This window comes from Acinetobacter sp. BHS4, assembly GCF_018454425.1.
Classification (GTDB): domain Bacteria; phylum Pseudomonadota; class Gammaproteobacteria; order Pseudomonadales; family Moraxellaceae; genus Acinetobacter; species Acinetobacter pittii.
The window spans coordinates 3082384-3097635 of sequence record NZ_CP075323.1; the positions used below are offsets into that span (position 1 = coordinate 3082384).

General features: G+C 36.4%; 16 protein-coding genes. 8 read left to right on the forward strand and 8 right to left on the reverse strand.

What is annotated here, in order from left to right; translation table 11 throughout:
- The first annotated feature begins 260 nt into the window (after positions 1-260).
- The 3 genes from KIP84_RS18880 to KIP84_RS14825 all read left to right on the forward strand — a co-directional run bounded on the left by KIP84_RS18880 (position 261) and on the right by KIP84_RS14825 (position 2455).
- The gene (locus tag KIP84_RS18880) at positions 261-389 is read left to right on the forward strand and encodes a preprotein translocase subunit YajC (protein ID WP_075383816.1); all 129 of its coding nucleotides are present in this window, start codon (positions 261-263) and stop codon (positions 387-389) included.
- A 232-nt stretch (positions 390-621) separates the two neighbouring features.
- A complete protein-coding gene (locus KIP84_RS14820; RefSeq protein ID WP_060466158.1) occupies positions 622-858 on the forward strand; it encodes a DUF2188 domain-containing protein in 237 nt (78 codons plus the stop codon).
- Positions 859-1171: 313 nt separating this feature from the next.
- A complete protein-coding gene (locus KIP84_RS14825) occupies positions 1172-2455 on the forward strand; it encodes a ribonucleotide-diphosphate reductase subunit beta (protein WP_057106871.1) in 1284 nt (427 codons plus the stop codon).
- Between the two features lie 82 nt (positions 2456-2537).
- Here the strand turns inward: KIP84_RS14825 and KIP84_RS14830 are convergent, their stop codons facing one another.
- Entirely contained in the window at positions 2538-3431 is an 894-nt protein-coding gene (locus KIP84_RS14830) for a PhzF family isomerase (RefSeq protein ID WP_060466159.1), read from the reverse strand.
- A gap of 224 nt (positions 3432-3655) precedes the next feature.
- Between KIP84_RS14830 and KIP84_RS14835 the strand changes: the two genes are divergently transcribed.
- The 3 genes from KIP84_RS14835 to KIP84_RS14845 all read left to right on the forward strand — a co-directional run bounded on the left by KIP84_RS14835 (position 3656) and on the right by KIP84_RS14845 (position 6985).
- On the forward strand, positions 3656-4519 hold the full coding sequence (locus KIP84_RS14835) for a LysR family transcriptional regulator (RefSeq protein WP_213688815.1): 864 nt from the start codon (positions 3656-3658) through the stop codon (positions 4517-4519).
- Positions 4520-4843: 324 nt separating this feature from the next.
- Positions 4844-6118, forward strand: a complete 1275-nt coding sequence (locus tag KIP84_RS14840) for a phospholipase D family protein (protein ID WP_060466161.1) — start codon at positions 4844-4846, stop codon at positions 6116-6118.
- Positions 6119-6397: 279 nt separating this feature from the next.
- On the forward strand, positions 6398-6985 hold the full coding sequence (locus KIP84_RS14845; protein ID WP_060466162.1) for a hypothetical protein: 588 nt from the start codon (positions 6398-6400) through the stop codon (positions 6983-6985).
- 344 nt (positions 6986-7329) lie between these two features.
- Here the strand turns inward: KIP84_RS14845 and KIP84_RS14850 are convergent, their stop codons facing one another.
- Positions 7330-7929, reverse strand: a complete 600-nt coding sequence (locus KIP84_RS14850; RefSeq protein WP_167564069.1) for a TetR/AcrR family transcriptional regulator — start codon at positions 7927-7929, stop codon at positions 7330-7332.
- Between the two features lie 121 nt (positions 7930-8050).
- Between KIP84_RS14850 and KIP84_RS14855 the strand changes: the two genes are divergently transcribed.
- Positions 8051-8380, forward strand: a complete 330-nt coding sequence (locus tag KIP84_RS14855; protein WP_060466164.1) for a darcynin family protein — start codon at positions 8051-8053, stop codon at positions 8378-8380.
- Positions 8381-8566: 186 nt separating this feature from the next.
- Here KIP84_RS14855 and KIP84_RS14860 read toward each other — a convergent pair whose 3' ends face one another.
- Both KIP84_RS14860 and KIP84_RS14865 read right to left on the reverse strand, forming a co-directional pair.
- On the reverse strand, positions 8567-9190 hold the full coding sequence (locus KIP84_RS14860) for a hypothetical protein (RefSeq protein ID WP_060466165.1): 624 nt from the start codon (positions 9188-9190) through the stop codon (positions 8567-8569).
- 314 nt (positions 9191-9504) lie between these two features.
- On the reverse strand, positions 9505-10101 hold the full coding sequence (locus KIP84_RS14865; protein ID WP_213688816.1) for a TetR/AcrR family transcriptional regulator: 597 nt from the start codon (positions 10099-10101) through the stop codon (positions 9505-9507).
- Positions 10102-10797: 696 nt separating this feature from the next.
- Between KIP84_RS14865 and KIP84_RS18980 the strand changes: the two genes are divergently transcribed.
- Positions 10798-11214 (forward strand): NF045616 family extracytoplasmic (lipo)protein, encoded by a 417-nt coding sequence (locus tag KIP84_RS18980; RefSeq protein ID WP_213688817.1) that lies wholly within the window; start codon positions 10798-10800, stop codon positions 11212-11214.
- Positions 11215-11266: 52 nt separating this feature from the next.
- On the opposite strand, the gene KIP84_RS14875 is transcribed toward KIP84_RS18980, so the two are convergent.
- The 4 genes from KIP84_RS14875 to KIP84_RS14890 form a co-directional block, all read right to left on the reverse strand.
- Positions 11267-11758: a flavin reductase gene (locus KIP84_RS14875; protein WP_000249487.1), complete on the reverse strand. Its 492-nt coding sequence runs from the start codon at positions 11756-11758 to the stop codon at positions 11267-11269.
- A 185-nt stretch (positions 11759-11943) separates the two neighbouring features.
- The gene (locus tag KIP84_RS14880; protein ID WP_213688818.1) at positions 11944-12987 is read right to left on the reverse strand and encodes a methionine synthase; all 1044 of its coding nucleotides are present in this window, start codon (positions 12985-12987) and stop codon (positions 11944-11946) included.
- A gap of 21 nt (positions 12988-13008) precedes the next feature.
- Complete coding sequence (locus tag KIP84_RS14885; protein WP_000031350.1) at positions 13009-13995, reverse strand: DUF1852 domain-containing protein; 987 nt, start codon at positions 13993-13995, stop codon at positions 13009-13011.
- Positions 13996-14363: 368 nt separating this feature from the next.
- A complete protein-coding gene (locus KIP84_RS14890) occupies positions 14364-15236 on the reverse strand; it encodes a LysR family transcriptional regulator (RefSeq protein ID WP_213688819.1) in 873 nt (290 codons plus the stop codon).
- Positions 15237-15252 lie beyond the last annotated feature (16 nt).

Sequence of the window (15252 nt, forward strand, 5' to 3'; positions counted from 1 at the left end):
AATAGTCGATTTGGCTATCGAGGATGTTGTACAGTCAGTAGATAGTCAAATCATCACTTGAATGATGATTATGATAGACATTACAAGTATTTTTATCGGGTTAATAGTCGCGTTGATTACGATGGTAAGTTATAAGATCTGTGTAAATTTTACGAATATTGGAAATCGTAATAACTCCAATAATACGAAAAATATTTACAACATCACTAATAACCATTATCACAACGATAAATTCGATAAATAAAAAGAAGGCTAAGATTATGTCCAATTTAAGTCATAACTATGAGTTAGGAGTATTTGTACTAGTCTTAGCCTTTTTATTTTTTTATATTCCAATGATTTATGCATTTTTAAAAATACGTAAGCAGCAACGTAAGCAAAACAAATAGTTTTAAAATTAATGAATTATTTCTTTTGGTTATGGATAAGAAATTACTCTTTAAATATCCAAAATGAGAAAGGGAAACACCGCGTCAACGATGCTTCCCTTTTCCCAAAAGACATAAGGTTATCTTTTGGGCGATGACTATTCTTTCGAAACAGCTAGGGAATATTCTGAACTAGTTTAAAGCCATCGTCAAATTAACCATTATTAATGGCTCAAACTTTAGGAGTGTTCTTATGAGCAAATCAACTGACAGAATGGTATATAAACGTGGTAACGAATGGGTGAATAAAGCTAATGGCAATAGTCGTGCTTCTTCAACCCATACAACACAACGTGATGCTATTGATTCTGCAAGAACTATGTTGAAAAACTCTGGTGGTGGTGAATTAACTATTAAAGGGGTTAATCAACTTATCAGAGAGAAAAATACTATTCCAAACGGAAATGATCCTAGGAATATTAAAGGGTAATTTATTCCCTCAAATTAAACAAAATTCCTTATTACCTCGACCTAGATCGGGGTAATAAAGGCTATCAAATAAAAACATAAATTGATGATTTTTTTACATTTTTTATTGCATTCAAAAACAATTATATAATCCTTAATATGCTCAAAATTCATCTATTCGTCCTTAAAACAGCTATCAAAATTATCATTTGATAACTACAATAGTACTCAACTTATTAAGAACTAAATTCGCCCACTGAATTTCTGAACAATATTGGCAATATTTGTTTCATAAGTTTCTCCTAATTGGGCGTATAAATTTTGAGAGAATTGATATGTCTATACTTAGTTGGGACGATTTTGAAGATGATTCGCAAAAACCGACTACACCTGAACACAAGTCTGCGCCCGTCCAATCGGAAAAAGCGTCAGATTCGCAGAATGTATCTACTGCGCAGCCATCATCGCCGAGCATGGCAGCTCCACAATCCGCTGGAACCCATTCCGTGCGACCAACAGTTGCCTCCGATACAGTGGCTAGAGCCGCTCAAGCCTTAGAACATTTAGACGTTGCCCCTGGCCTTGAAGAGCTAGAAATGGGTGCTCAACGTGTTCAAGTTGACGACAAGGCAATGATTAACTGTCGTGCGGACTTGAACCAACTTGTACCATTTAAATATGAGTGGGCTTGGCAGAAATATCTTGACGGGTGTGCAAACCACTGGATGCCTCAAGAAGTTAACATGAACCATGACATCGCGCTTTGGAAGTCTGAAAATGGCTTGACCGAAGACGAACGTACTATTGTTATGCGTTCTTTAGGTTTCTTCTCGACTGCGGACTCTTTGGTTGCAAACAACTTAGTATTGGCGATTTACCGTCACATTACTAACCCTGAATGCCGTCAATACATCTTGCGTCAAGCATTTGAAGAAGCAATTCACACTCACGCTTACCAATACTGTATCGAATCTTTAGGTATGGACGAAGGCGAAGTCTTCAACATGTACCGTGAAGTTCCATCTGTTGCACGTAAAGCAGCTTGGGGCTTGAAATATACTCAATCTTTAACTGATCCTAATTTCCACACAGGCACACCTGAAAACGACCAGCGTTTACTTCGTAACCTGATCGCATTCTACTGTGTACTTGAAGGGATCTTCTTCTACTGTGGCTTTACTCAAATTTTGAGTATGGGTCGTCGTAACAAGATGAACGGTGTTGCTGAGCAATTCCAATACATCTTGCGTGATGAATCTATGCACTTGAACTTTGGTATCGACATGATTAACCAAATCAAGATTGAGAACCCTCACCTTTGGACTGCTGAGTTCCAACAAGAAGTGGTTCAAATGATTGTTGAAGGTACGATGCTTGAAATCGAATATGCACGTGACACGATGCCACGCGGTGTATTGGGTATGAACGCAAGCATGATGGAAGAATATTTGAAATTCATCTGTAACCGTCGTTTATCTCAGTTAGGTTTACCAGAACAATTTGCTGGTGTAACGAATCCATTTGCGTGGATGTCTGAGATGATGGACTTACGTAAAGAGAAGAACTTCTTCGAAACTCGCGTAACTGACTACCAAACTGGTGGTGCGTTAAGCTGGTAAGTTTAAGTATCTACTAAATAAAAAAACCGCTATCTATAGCGGTTTTTTTATTACTCAAAATGTCATAAATTCTTAAATAGAATCAACCTTTTCCAGAGTACAGAACTGAACCAACTAAAACGGCTTGGCCTGCAATACTGACGTGTAATATTGAATCTGTTTTCTCAACTGTCACTAGAACTCGCCCCGGTTTTTCTATTGCGAAGCCTTGATATCCCCAATAAGTTACTTTCTGATCACATTCGATTAAATCGTGATGAACAAGGTACGCTCCCGCTGGACCATTTGCATTACCAGTTACAGGATCTTCATTAATACCGATTGCAGGGGCGAACATTCGGCCATAGGTAATAGGTTCTTGCTTACTACCCTCCAAGACAAATGGGAAAAAACCATTGCAGCCTATTTCAGCACTAATAGCTTTCAGTTTTTCATTATTCGGAGTTAATCCATCAAGCGTACCTCTGCTCAGCATGGGCACCATCACCTTGGAATGCCCCGTCGTAACAACTTGTATTGGTAAGTCAGCAAAATCATTCATACTTACACCCAATGCGCTTGCGAGTTCAGTCCGTTGACTCTCATTAAAAGGTGATAAAAACTCTACGCGACCTTGAGTCATTTTCACCAATAACGCTTCTGGACTTCCAAATATTGAAACGGGTAAATGACCAGCCCCCGTTTTTGCGATTAATGGATAGTCTGATTGGTGGCCAGTAGTTGCACGTAAAAAATGAGTAGCGATCGTCGCATGTCCACAGATCGGGACTTCATGTGTAGGGGTAAAATATCGAACATGTATGTCATGGCTTTGATCTTTAGGTGACAAAACAAAGGCAGTTTCCGAATAGCCTGCGAATGCAGCAATATCTTGCATCTCTTGAGTCGTAAGATGGTCCGCATCTAGAACAACCCCTGCTCGATTTCCTGTATTTGGTTTGGTGGTAAACGCATCAACTACATAAATGGTCGTCATGGCAGAACTCCTCTGTTGTTAACATTGTGATCTCAGAAATAGCTCCTGCCATAACCAGAAAATCTTATTTAATTGCAACGACACATGCCTTAGCTCAAAAAGGTTTATAGTCGCCTCATATAATGAGTTTTGATTCTTTGTACTAGTTATTTGAATTGTATAAATCTAAACATCGGGGATACTATAGTTTTTATTGCAAACGCATTTTCTAAATATGGAAAGGTATGAACTGGGACGATACTAAAATTTTGTTAGCTATTGGACGAACTGGCGGGTTGAGCCGCAGTGCAAAATTGCTTGGTATTAGTGTTTCTACCGTACATCGCAGAGCTGTTGAACTAGAGAAAAGTCTCAATGCGATTCTTTTTTCTCGAGACAGTGATGGCTATACACTCACCCACGTTGGAAAACATTTTTTTGCTTTGGCTGAAAAAGCAGAAGAGCATTTAATAGCGATGGAACGTTACAACGATCAAGGGCAGCAATCATTGTTCCGCATTGCTTTACCTGAGTTAATCGGGCAACAGTTGCTTCAGTCAAAGCTAACAGCATTGCAGTTGAAGCATCCAGATTTACAATTAGAGATGTCAACGAGTGTCGTTCCTGTTGATTTTTCCCGACGGGAAGCTGACATTATTCTTCGACTTGTTCGACCAGAAAGCGGGCGTTACATTATTCGACGTCTTGGCCAACTGGAGTACGGGCTTTATTGTAGTAAAGATTATCTCACCAGTTCCACAGAACATGCTGAAACGGCTAATGATTTACTGAATCATCGTATAATCGGTTGGGACCGAAGCATTCAATATACGTTCTTAGCACAATGGATGCGTGAACTCACCCAAAATGCAGCCCCAGCTTTGTCTTTTGATAACATGCACTCTCAACTACGAGCAGTCATTGAAGGACAAGGAGTCACAGCCCTGCCTTGTTTTGTTGCAAAGGGTTCGGGTTTAGTACCCATACTACCTGAGCAAACTTTAAAACAAGAAATGTGGTTAATGCGTCATTTAGATACTAAGGATAGTGACTATTCAGCGTTGATTAGCGAAACGATTGAACAAGAGCTACAAGAATATCTGTTGTGATAAGAATTAGCTTTTATCCTAATTTTGAATTTAAAAAAAGAAATTTTAAGTTAAACCGAGTTATGTCTCACTCAAGTTGTACAGAGTGATTTTTAGTCAAAATAATTGACCAAAACTATCAAATCTGCTCATAAAAAATCTGACTTGTGTCAAAATCGGAATTTTGCTTTTTTTGTAGTGGATAAAAATTCTTAACACTCTAATTTTAAAATCTTTTTTATATGGTCTCAGATAATACCCATTATGTTAAATAGAGAGATTTTATGAGAGTTTTCGAATATTATTGCTTCTAAAATAGAACCTTTAGAAGACAAAGATACTGAAATGTTAGATTTATTTACTAATACTAATTCAAAAAAAGATTTCTTTTCGAACGGATTAATGCAAGAAATTCAGAAGGACATGGATATTTATATAGCGTCTGCTTTTTTTACAGAAGTTGATGTAATTGATGAGTTAATTAAAAACAATTGTCGTATTCGAATTATTGTTAGACTAGGTTTTCCAACGTCTCCTCTCGCATTAAAACATCTTCTAAAACATAAAAATATTGAAGCTAGATTTTATACAAGTCATGAGTTTCATCCTAAATTGTATATCTGGGGGGATAAGAAAATTTTTGTTGGATCAGCCAATTTAACAAAAGCTGCATTACTTAGAAATCAAGAAATCATGATAGGTATCTTACCTGATGACTTGCGGTTTGAAGAATTAACTTACTTATTTTTAGGGTATTGGCAAGAAGCAAAGGTATTAACACTAGAAGAAGTAGAAAAGTATGAAAAAGTTTATAAAAGCTATAAAGATAAGCTAGATGCTATAAATGATTTTGATGATGAGGTTCAAAAAGTCTTAGGTGATCATAATTTTCCTAATATTCAGCGATATGAAGTAAAACAATCTAGTTCAGAACTATTTTTCGATAATTTCTTAAAAACTTATCAAGAATCAGTTCATGCTTATAACTTCATTGAGGACGAATATAAAAAGAAAGGTCGGAAAGTTAATAGTGAACTTATACCATTGCGCTTAGAAATTGATTCATTCTTTAGTTTTGTTCGAGAAAGTCATGCAGTTCATGAGACATGGAGAGATCAAGATCTTGGTTGGAATGATAATAATAGAATGATATTAAATAATTTAATTGATGAATGGATGAATATTGATTGGGCTCATTTTGAACAAAGGATCGTTAAGCAGAACTATCCATTTATAAATAGCATTCTTGGAAGTGTAGATTCTATTAATGAAGCGACAGCTAGTGAAATTGTAGATGCTCTTTGTGTAACACATTCTTTTCATGACCGGCTACGATTTTTTAAAGGTGGTTTAGATACATTAAAAGAAGCATTTCTTAATCAGAACGAACTAAGCAAAGTAAAAAATACGTTAGCTTATTTATTACATGATCAAAAAAATCCTATAGGAAAACGTATAGCAAATTGTATTTATAATCCTAACTTTAAATTAAATGAATTTGGTCAATCAAATGTACAAGAATTGATCGGATGGATAAATAATGAAAATATGCCTGTTATAAACGGTCGAACTACAAAGGTTTTACGTTATTTTGGCTTTGATGTGAGACAGGTCAATTAATTTAGATTTAATAACTTTTCTAAAATTAACATAATACACCTTATGCAAAAGGCCCAATTTGTGGGTCTTTTGATCCTCTACTTAACATAAATCTCTTATGCAAACTCAAAAAATTGAGCCTTAAGTTACTATATTTTTTGAAAATTTCGCATGACTCTCATTATGTTAAATAGGGGAATTTATGTAATCAAAAATTATTTTTTTTAGTTATAAATATAAATTTTCCAAATAGAGTTTTAATTATATAATTATAAAAAAATTAATGTCTTAGGGGGAATTATGTCAAAGGCAATGAAATGGATTGGGAGAAATTTAAGCCTAGGTGGTCTTGTACGTCATGCTGGTAATGGTCTAGGTACTGTTACTAACGTTACTGTACAAGGTGTGGGTATGGTGGCAAGTGCATTATCTGATGATCCTAAAACAAAAAAAAGTATAAAAGATGCTTGTTCAAATGTAGGTAAAACACTTGATTCTAGTATTACAAAAGGTAGTGCTGTAGCAGGCCAAGGTATTGATTATGGCGTGCAAAAGGCTAGTGTTGGAATTGGCTATGCAAGCGGTGGTGCCGCAAAGTTACTTGGGGCATCTGAAGAAAATGTAATACTTGCCAAAAAAGTAGGAACAGTCGTGGGAGCTGTTAGCATCGGTGTTGTAGCTGGTGGTGGAGTAGCTGATGCAGCAATTGCTATTGGAGCTGCTTCAGGTACTGCTGGAGCAGCAGCAACAACTAGTGGATTAGCAGCGCTTGGTGGTGGGTCAATAGCTGCTGGTGGTGGTGGAATGGCTGTAGGACAGGCAGTAGTAAATGCTATTGTTGCAACAGGTGGTGTATCTGGTGCAGCAACAGTAAAAGAAAATAACTGATTTTAGAAATAGATATAGTCTGAGTTTATGTAAGTTTTTCTAAAATCAACATAATATAGCTTATGCAAAATGTAATTTTTTATCTGATATAAATCATAGTTTTACTTTTTAAAAAAGCCCAACTCATAGTGCTTGGGCTTTTTTTATTTTTCTACAAATAATATTTTAAAGAGAAATTAATTAAATCTGGAAATTTCAAAATTCAATTTATATGTTAGAAAATTTATTAAACAGGCTTCTCTAATTCTTTCTTTAAATAGATCTTGAAACCAAAAATTTGTTAAAAAATTACCCGCAGAGATGAAGAATGTTTAAAATTCTTCTATAACCTTGGCTTATGTCCGCTAGCTCAGATTCAAATAACCAAACACAGCTTTTTCAACTCGCTGTTGTAAATGGTTTAAATCACTTTCCCCTGCTATGCCTGCCGCGTTAATCATACCCTTGCTTAAAGCAATTACATCTTGTGCGGCTATCTGTGAATGTGAAATACCAGAATGTATAAACAGAACAGAAATTATGGTTTCAAGTTCATGTTGAAGCTCATTTTCCTCAGTGTCTTTACCAATGATTTCAGAAGCAAACTCTAGAGTTCGTGCCAACTGCGGACGGCTCAATTGATGTTGCACCGCAGCATGTATGATGAGTTTTAGTTTATCTTTTAAGTCTGCGGCATCACTTTGCTGTATGACTTCAACGATATGATTTGAAAGTTTGGCGCGTTCACGTCGAATTAGCTCGACGATTAAAGCATCTTTAGAAGGAAAGTATTGATATAGGCTACCAATGCTTACGCCAGCAAGTTCAGCCACGATATTTGTGTTAAATCCAGCAAAGCCTAAAGACTCCAAAATGCGAGCAGCCGCCTCTAAAATAGCTTCAAAGGTAGCCACTGAGCGTGCTTGACGCGGGCGTTTGCGTGGGTCTGGAAGTGCTTCTGACATAAGCCGAAATGCGAGTATTTAATGTGAGTAATCACTCATATACTGACTGAGTCATATTGATATGACAAGCAAATGCTGTCTTTTCAGTTGAGCTACAACTCGCCTCAGTCATGGAGTGGTTATGCCTAGAACCTATACTTTTTTTATTCATTTAAGAGCTTTGCCTGCTTGGTTGGCTTTAACTCGTGAAAAGCGGGCTAAGTTTAGTGCACAGAAGCTTGAGCCTATTTTTGCGAAGTACCCAACTGTAAAAGTTCGGTGGTATGACGTTGAAGCGTTTAGCACTAAAGCCAGTGATATTGCTGTGTTTGAGACCACATCTTTGCAAGATTATTATTTTGTGATTGATGCGATTCGAGACTCTGAGTTTTGTACAGTGCCCTACTTTGAGTTTGTAGAGATTATTCCTGCGATTGAAGATGGATATGTAGAGTATGAAAGTTCTTTGTAATTTTTTTAATCTAGTTAATTACATACAATCAGTAGATATTAATTCATACTAATCAATGGAAATTTTAAATTTATAAATTTCGCAAAAACAAAAATTAATTAATTTTATAATTTACAAGAATAAATATTTACCAAATAAATAAGACCATTACTTAAATAGTAATAGCCTTATTATGAATAAATTATTTTATTTAAACCAGTGCGAAATCCATATTATAATATCATTAAAGACTTTAGTAATATCATTAAAGACTTTAGTAATAGCATCCCAAGCCATTTTTATCCATTCAACAATATTTTTAATAATACCAACAATATAGTCAACTATCTTAGTCAATAAATCATTAATAAGCTCATTAATTTTTTGTGCTGCAACGAGGATAAGATTTTGAGCTGCTGGAAAATCGTTACCGATCTTTTCTGCTTCATCAAACATTTTATCTATATTATCACTTGCTTTCTTCTTAGCATCCTCTCTAATTTTATTCAGTTCATCTTTAAATTTTGAGTGTAAACTATCAGAATTATCACTGTCTTTCAGCTCTTTAGCAGATTTTTTTAATTTTTCTTCGATAGTTGATGCAGTATTAGTAGCCAAAACCTTTGCTTGATTTCGTAAATCATTCAATTTACTTTGAACAGGATTATCTGCTAATTCACTATCATCAGCGACAAGATACTTATTCGTTGCCTCCATTAAATCTAAAGAATCCTCAACCAAATTAGGATAATATGGTATTGCTACACCAGTATTAATATTATTTTGGTAGTGATCACGCATTTCCTTTAGAACATCTACGAAGTTTGTCATATATTATTCCTATAATACTTTTTAATAATTAGTAAGATATTTATTATGATTAGTATAAAATACTCTTTTCATCACAATATGCAAGAGATTAACATAGTAAACCTATAAGTAAATATCCCATTCCACGTCAATTACAAATAAAAAACAATAAAATTATTATCAAATTAAAATTAAAAGCCATGCAAACATAATTACAAAAACAGTTTAAGTAACACTTTTTTGATTAGCAATTTTAAATATTTAAATAATCTAAACAGTTTTATTAATATTTTAATGTAGCAACCAACTCAAAATACTCATAAATATAGTTTTCATTATTTTCCTCTTTTTAAAATGGGTTCATCTAGTAACTCATTTAATACCCCCCTCCCCCAAAACCTCTCCAACACCACATTTCTTTCATCCAAACTGTTAGAGCTTAAAACCTGTAGCAGCAAACCATCTATAAGGTTTAAAACCATATCTGCATCGAATTTAAAAGCACGGGTTTCACAGCTAAAAATCAGGTCAAAAAGTTCCCGATGTAACCATTTTCGGTATTCAACTGCCATACGGTAGGCCTGCGGGTACAGTAGTTTTATTTCAAAAACTGCTTTAAGCAGCAAATGGTACAGACTGTTTAAATTGGTATGTAAGACAATAATTTCTTTAAGTTTATCTTTTTGGGTGTAGTAACGGCTTGAGTAAATAATGGAGAGCACTTCTTCTTTGAGTAGGCTTTTTTGAAAGGCGATGCACATTTCAATTAGGCGCTCTTTGGAGTTGAAGTAGTTGTAAAACGTGGCTTTCGGTATTTTGGCTTCTTTGGTAATCAGGTCTACCCCTGCATTATGGAACCCATGCGTGGTAAAGAGTTGGATGGCAGTTTGAACCACCTGTAATTTTTTGGAAGATATTTCTAAAGTTGGCATAGTTTTACCGTTATAAATTCTTGTTGTTTCTAAATGAGATAAAAAGCCTGTGCCCTTTTGGGAGAAAAAAAGGCACAGCAAAGCCGCAAGACGGTGCTTGGCACATCTCAAGTTTTATTGTTGATATAAGTTTTTAGCCGTAATGACTTAAAGTCTGAAAAGCGGTTAAGCCTCCAAACTGTTTAAAGATGAATTAAGTGGTGTCGTTATAGCTTTTGGCGCTCGAGGCCAAGAAATGATGGATGTGCATAGCCAACTCCTAATTTTGGGAGTTCTGCCAAAGCATTCATTTGGAATTATGGTGGCAGAACGAAAGAGGGTTGACAGACTGGTTTTGAGAACCCAGCACGCACAAAGGCGTCCCCCTTCCGTCCTACCGCAACAAAAGAGGGACGAGCGGGTTTACATCAAAAAAACGAGTTTTTTCAATGTTCTCAAAAAGCAGCCTGTCAAAGCCGGCTGGCAATGTGGCCAGCACGCAAAGCATAATCTGAGAGTTTAGTGGTGTCAATGTAGCTTTTATGACAAGTATTTAAATTTCTTATTGTTTTTCATTAGATTAACTTAATTAATATTTTAGATATTATATTCAATTGTATTTATTAATTTTTTAAAAAGAGTCAGATACGGTAAGCTAAACCTCATAAATTTTACTTTTTGAATTTGAATATTTTTTAGAACTTTACGAGAACATAAATGAGAAGACTATCTTCAAAGTCCATTTTAATATTAACCACTGGGTGTTTATTGAATGGTTGTAGCCAAGGCCCTCTTCCATTAGAGGTTACACTACATCAAGATTATGTATGTGCCTTTACCAATAAACCTCCAAAAACCTCTTATCCTACTGATAATAGTTTTTTGATTTATATGGGGAAAGTCGACAACAAAAACGCATATAAAAGTTCTTATGAGAAGTTTTACCCAAGTGGTCCGTTACCAATAGAAGAAAAGGATTGTGTAAAAATTCCTTTAAAAGAATTTGAAAAGAATGTGGTTTATGACATTACTTTGGATACATACAAAACTTTCGATACACGTATTTGTGTAGTAGAACATAACAATAAGCTAGAAATTCGAGAGCCTGAACCCGGTGAAACAACTTGTAAATAGGATTATTCTTAGGCCTCATTTCATCATTTTAGAAACAACAAAACGCGTGGGTTTAGACAATCTCGGTCTGCCCCACTTGGTGATAAGCACGGTTAAAATAAACCAAACTCTGGTCATGTTGGCTTTGTTTAATCGCCACAATCGGACATATAAAAATTGTGTGTGTGCCGACTTGTTGAATTTGCTCAATCTCACAATCGAAACTTACCAAAGCATCATCTAACACAGGTGAACCCGTTTCTAACTCAATCCATGCGCCATGTTTAAAGCGCTCTTCTGGTGTGAGCTTAGATGAAAATGCTTTTGAAATATGTTCGTGATGCGCGCCTAACACGTTCACAGTTAAGATTTTGTTATCTAGGAAATGTGCATGTGAACTCGCAGATTGGTTCATACACACCAATAATGTCGGAGGTGTGTCGGTCACACTACAAACAGCAGAGGCAGTAAATCCAAAACGGCCAGACATGCCTGCCGTAGTCACAACACTAACTGCACTTGTGAGTAAAGACATTGCATTTCTAAAGTCTGTTGCTTGAACCATGACATTATTCCTAAATTGAACCGTACCTTGTCCTGTGTGTTTGCTATACCGCCCAACTCCATCAGGAAGGTACTATCGACATGCGATCTGATTAGAGCGACACGTAGTAAGTAAAATGAGGGTTACTTGTTTGATTATCAACTGTCATCAAAAAAGTAACCCTTTATACCACTTATTGGTAAATATTAAGCAGTAAGATCATAACCAGTCAGTTCTCGGCGAACGATTTCTGCACCTGCACTTAAAGCATTTAACTTGCCACGTGCCACTTCACGAGAAAGAGGTGCCATGCCGCAGTTTGTGCAAGGGTAAAGCTTGTCAGCATCTACAAACTGAAGCGCTTTACGTAGTGTGTCAGCCACTTCTTCTGGTGTTTCAATCTGGTTAGATGCAACATCAATTGCGCCAACCATCACTTTTTTACCGCGAATGAGTTCGAGTAAATCGATAGGCACACGAGAGTTGTGACATTCTAACGAGATGATATCAATGTTAGACGTTTGAAGTTTCGGGAAAGCTTCTTCGTACTGGCGCCATTCTGAACCGAGTGTCTTTTTCCAGTCAGTATTGGCTTTAATACCGTAACCATAGCAAATGTGCACCGCAGTTTCACATTTTAGACCTTCAATTGCACGCTCTAAAGTCGCGATGCCCCAGTCATTTACTTCGTCAAAGAATACGTTAAATGCAGGTTCGTCAAACTGAATAATGTCTACACCAGCAGCTTCTAACTCGCGCGCTTCTTGGTTCAAGATTTTTGCAAATTCCCAAGCTAACTTTTCACGGCTCTTGTAGTGACCATCGTAAAGCGTATCAATCATAGTCATTGGGCCAGGTAATGCCCACTTAATTGGTTGATCAGTTTGCTGACGTAAAAACTTCGCATCTTCAACAAACACAGGCTTTTGACGAGACACCGCACCTACCACAGATGGCACGCTTGCATCGTAACGGTCACGAATACGAACTGTTTCGCGCTTCTCAAAATCTACGCCATTTAAGTGTTCAATAAACGTGGTCACAAAGTGTTGGCGGGTTTGTTCGCCATCGCTCACAATGTCGATGCCAGCAAGTTGTTGTTCGTGCAACGCCAAACGTAACGCGTCTTTTTTACCTTCGGCTAAACCTTCGTTTTCAAGTTTCCAAGGCGACCAAAGCTTTTCAGGTTCTGCAAGCCAAGACGGTTTTGGTAAGCTGCCAGCAGTTGAAGTTGGTAATAATTTTTTCATGATCAATGACCCGTATGTTGATTAATTAGGAGCGTAATTAGCAGACCACTGCTCAAGAATCGCTTGGTATGGTTTGATAAATTGCTCTTCAACAAACTTCCCCTGCTCAATAGCCAAACGGCTACGTTCTTCACGGTCATACACAATTCGAGTAAGTGAATAATCTTCGTGTTTCAAGCTTGGTTGATAAGATTTTCCAGCCACTGAATTTGCGTTGTAAATTTCAGGACGGTAAATCTTTTGGAATGTTTCCATCGTACTGATGGTACTAATCAACTCAAGGTTGGTGTAATCACTCAACAAATCGCCTGTAAAATAGAACGCTAACGGCGCAACGCTATTTGGCGGCATGAAGTAGCGAACTTTTAAGCCCATTTTTTGGAAATATTCATCAGTGAGTGAATAGTCTTCTTGCTTGTACTCAACACCTAAAACAGGATGTTCGTTTTCAGTACGGTGGTACTCTTTAGTCGTCGAAACGCTTAAGCAAATCACAGGCGCCTTTTTAAAGTTGGCTTTATAAGTTTCAGAGTTAATAAAACTCTTAAACAAGTTACCGTGCAATTCACCAAACTTTTCTGGCGTGCTAAAAGTCGACTTGTTTTTGTTGTGATCTAACAACAGCACACTAAAGTCATAGTCACGTACATAAGACGAGAAGTTGTTGCCTACAATACCTTCGATGCGTTCATTAGTTTTCTTATCAACAATATTGGTTTTCAATATTTCGATGAGAGGAAGCCCGCTGGTACGGTTTTCGGCATCAATATTCATTTCAACTGAAATGATTTCAAGTTCAACGCCATAGCGGTCGCCTTTAGGGTTGTCCCAATGAGCTAAGGCATTGAAACGATTGTCAATCATCTGCAATGTATTGCGCAAATTCTCTTCGCGGCTCATCCCTCTTGCCAAGTTAGCAAAGTTGGTTGTAATACGTGTATTGTCTGCTGGACGATAGTTCTCATCGAAACAAATACTCTTAATCGTAAATGTAAATTCTTTACTCATTGTGATCAGTACCCTAATTTCTGAGATAAAACCTAAATAAAAACTTTTTGCTCTTTTTAAACTTTCCAGACTTGTCAGATTTGTGCCTTATGGTCTTATCAAAGTGAATAACTGGAGTGCTTCAGAGCATGAATAGATTTATACCGCAATCAGAACATGAATAAAAATGATTTAGTCTCATTACAAACTGAGTGAAATTCATGTTTAGGGTTTAATAAATAAGTATGAAGTTAAATATTTTTCATCTTCGGGAATTTTAGACAGCAGAAATTCAAGATACGGCGCTCACACGGCACCTTAATCACTCTAAATATTTATCATTATTTTCAGAAACTTATTAAGAAAAATTCAATTTTAGAAGAATTAACTTAAAGTAATGTGTGCTGACTCTCATTCATCTCTGCTTTTAGCCATTCTAAAAATATGGTTTTACGTGAATCTTCCTCAAAAGCACTATGAGAAAGTAAAAAATAGGCTGAATTATCTTGCACAACAGGTGAAATTTTTTTCAGTAAATTCCACTCAAGCTCTTTTTCAATCATATAAATTGAGATGACTGTTGCGCCAAGTCCCGCCAAACAGCCTTCTAAACATAGATAAAAATGTTCGAGTTCAACTTTGGTGTAGCCTTTCAAATTTTGCTTTAACTCAGCAATGCGACTCATGTTTTTGAAAAAATTTGGTCTAGAAGTCGAGATGAGTAAGTCTTTGGTTTCCGATGGCTTAGTTGCTTGAACTAGAGTGATATATTCATCGGCAATTTTTTCGCTATAAATATGCTCTCCCCAATCAAAGTCATTTCTGCGAATTGCGATATCAATATTATCTTTTTCAAAATCGATCACGCCGCCTGCTGTGAGTAGCACAACCTCAAAATCATGACCGAGCTTTTTAAATTTTGATAACCGAGGAATGAGCCATTTCATGGAAAGCGTCGGTTCACACGACAAAACCAGTTGCTTGTTGTGAGTTTTAGGCTGGCTGAGTTCTATTAAACATTCATCGAGTTGACCAAACACCTGATGGCAACAACTCAGTAAAATTTCACCCTGCTCAGTCATCACAAGTGTTTTATTTTTTCGGTCAAACAAAGCCGTATTTAAAGCTTCTTCTAAATTATAAATCTGTTTACTGACCGCACTTTGCGTCACAAATAATTTCTTTGCAGCTAAAGTGACGCTGCCATACTTCGCCACAAAATAGAAAAATTTTAATGAATTCAGCGATATTCTTTCAATCATTCCAAAAACTCATAGA

What these genes read in the sequence shown, in the direction of transcription:
- KIP84_RS14880 (WP_213688818.1), bottom strand. Translation starts at nt 12,987, where the DNA reads ATGAAAAAATTATTACCAACTTCAACTGCTGGCAGCTTACCAAAACCG.
- KIP84_RS14845 (WP_060466162.1), top strand. Translation starts at nt 6,398, where the DNA reads ATGTCAAAGGCAATGAAATGGATTGGGAGAAATTTAAGCCTAGGTGGT.
- KIP84_RS14875 (WP_000249487.1), bottom strand. Translation starts at nt 11,758, where the DNA reads ATGGTTCAAGCAACAGACTTTAGAAATGCAATGTCTTTACTCACAAGT.
- KIP84_RS18980 (WP_213688817.1), top strand. Translation starts at nt 10,798, where the DNA reads ATGAGAAGACTATCTTCAAAGTCCATTTTAATATTAACCACTGGGTGT.
- KIP84_RS14825 (WP_057106871.1), top strand. Translation starts at nt 1,172, where the DNA reads ATGTCTATACTTAGTTGGGACGATTTTGAAGATGATTCGCAAAAACCG.
- KIP84_RS14840 (WP_060466161.1), top strand. Translation starts at nt 4,844, where the DNA reads ATGTTAGATTTATTTACTAATACTAATTCAAAAAAAGATTTCTTTTCG.
- KIP84_RS14855 (WP_060466164.1), top strand. Translation starts at nt 8,051, where the DNA reads ATGCCTAGAACCTATACTTTTTTTATTCATTTAAGAGCTTTGCCTGCT.
- KIP84_RS18880 (WP_075383816.1), top strand. Translation starts at nt 261, where the DNA reads ATGTCCAATTTAAGTCATAACTATGAGTTAGGAGTATTTGTACTAGTC.
- KIP84_RS14820 (WP_060466158.1), top strand. Translation starts at nt 622, where the DNA reads ATGAGCAAATCAACTGACAGAATGGTATATAAACGTGGTAACGAATGG.
- KIP84_RS14860 (WP_060466165.1), bottom strand. Translation starts at nt 9,190, where the DNA reads ATGACAAACTTCGTAGATGTTCTAAAGGAAATGCGTGATCACTACCAA.
- KIP84_RS14850 (WP_167564069.1), bottom strand. Translation starts at nt 7,929, where the DNA reads ATGTCAGAAGCACTTCCAGACCCACGCAAACGCCCGCGTCAAGCACGC.
- KIP84_RS14835 (WP_213688815.1), top strand. Translation starts at nt 3,656, where the DNA reads ATGAACTGGGACGATACTAAAATTTTGTTAGCTATTGGACGAACTGGC.
- KIP84_RS14865 (WP_213688816.1), bottom strand. Translation starts at nt 10,101, where the DNA reads ATGCCAACTTTAGAAATATCTTCCAAAAAATTACAGGTGGTTCAAACT.
- KIP84_RS14830 (WP_060466159.1), bottom strand. Translation starts at nt 3,431, where the DNA reads ATGACGACCATTTATGTAGTTGATGCGTTTACCACCAAACCAAATACA.
- KIP84_RS14885 (WP_000031350.1), bottom strand. Translation starts at nt 13,995, where the DNA reads ATGAGTAAAGAATTTACATTTACGATTAAGAGTATTTGTTTCGATGAG.
- KIP84_RS14890 (WP_213688819.1), bottom strand. Translation starts at nt 15,236, where the DNA reads ATGATTGAAAGAATATCGCTGAATTCATTAAAATTTTTCTATTTTGTG.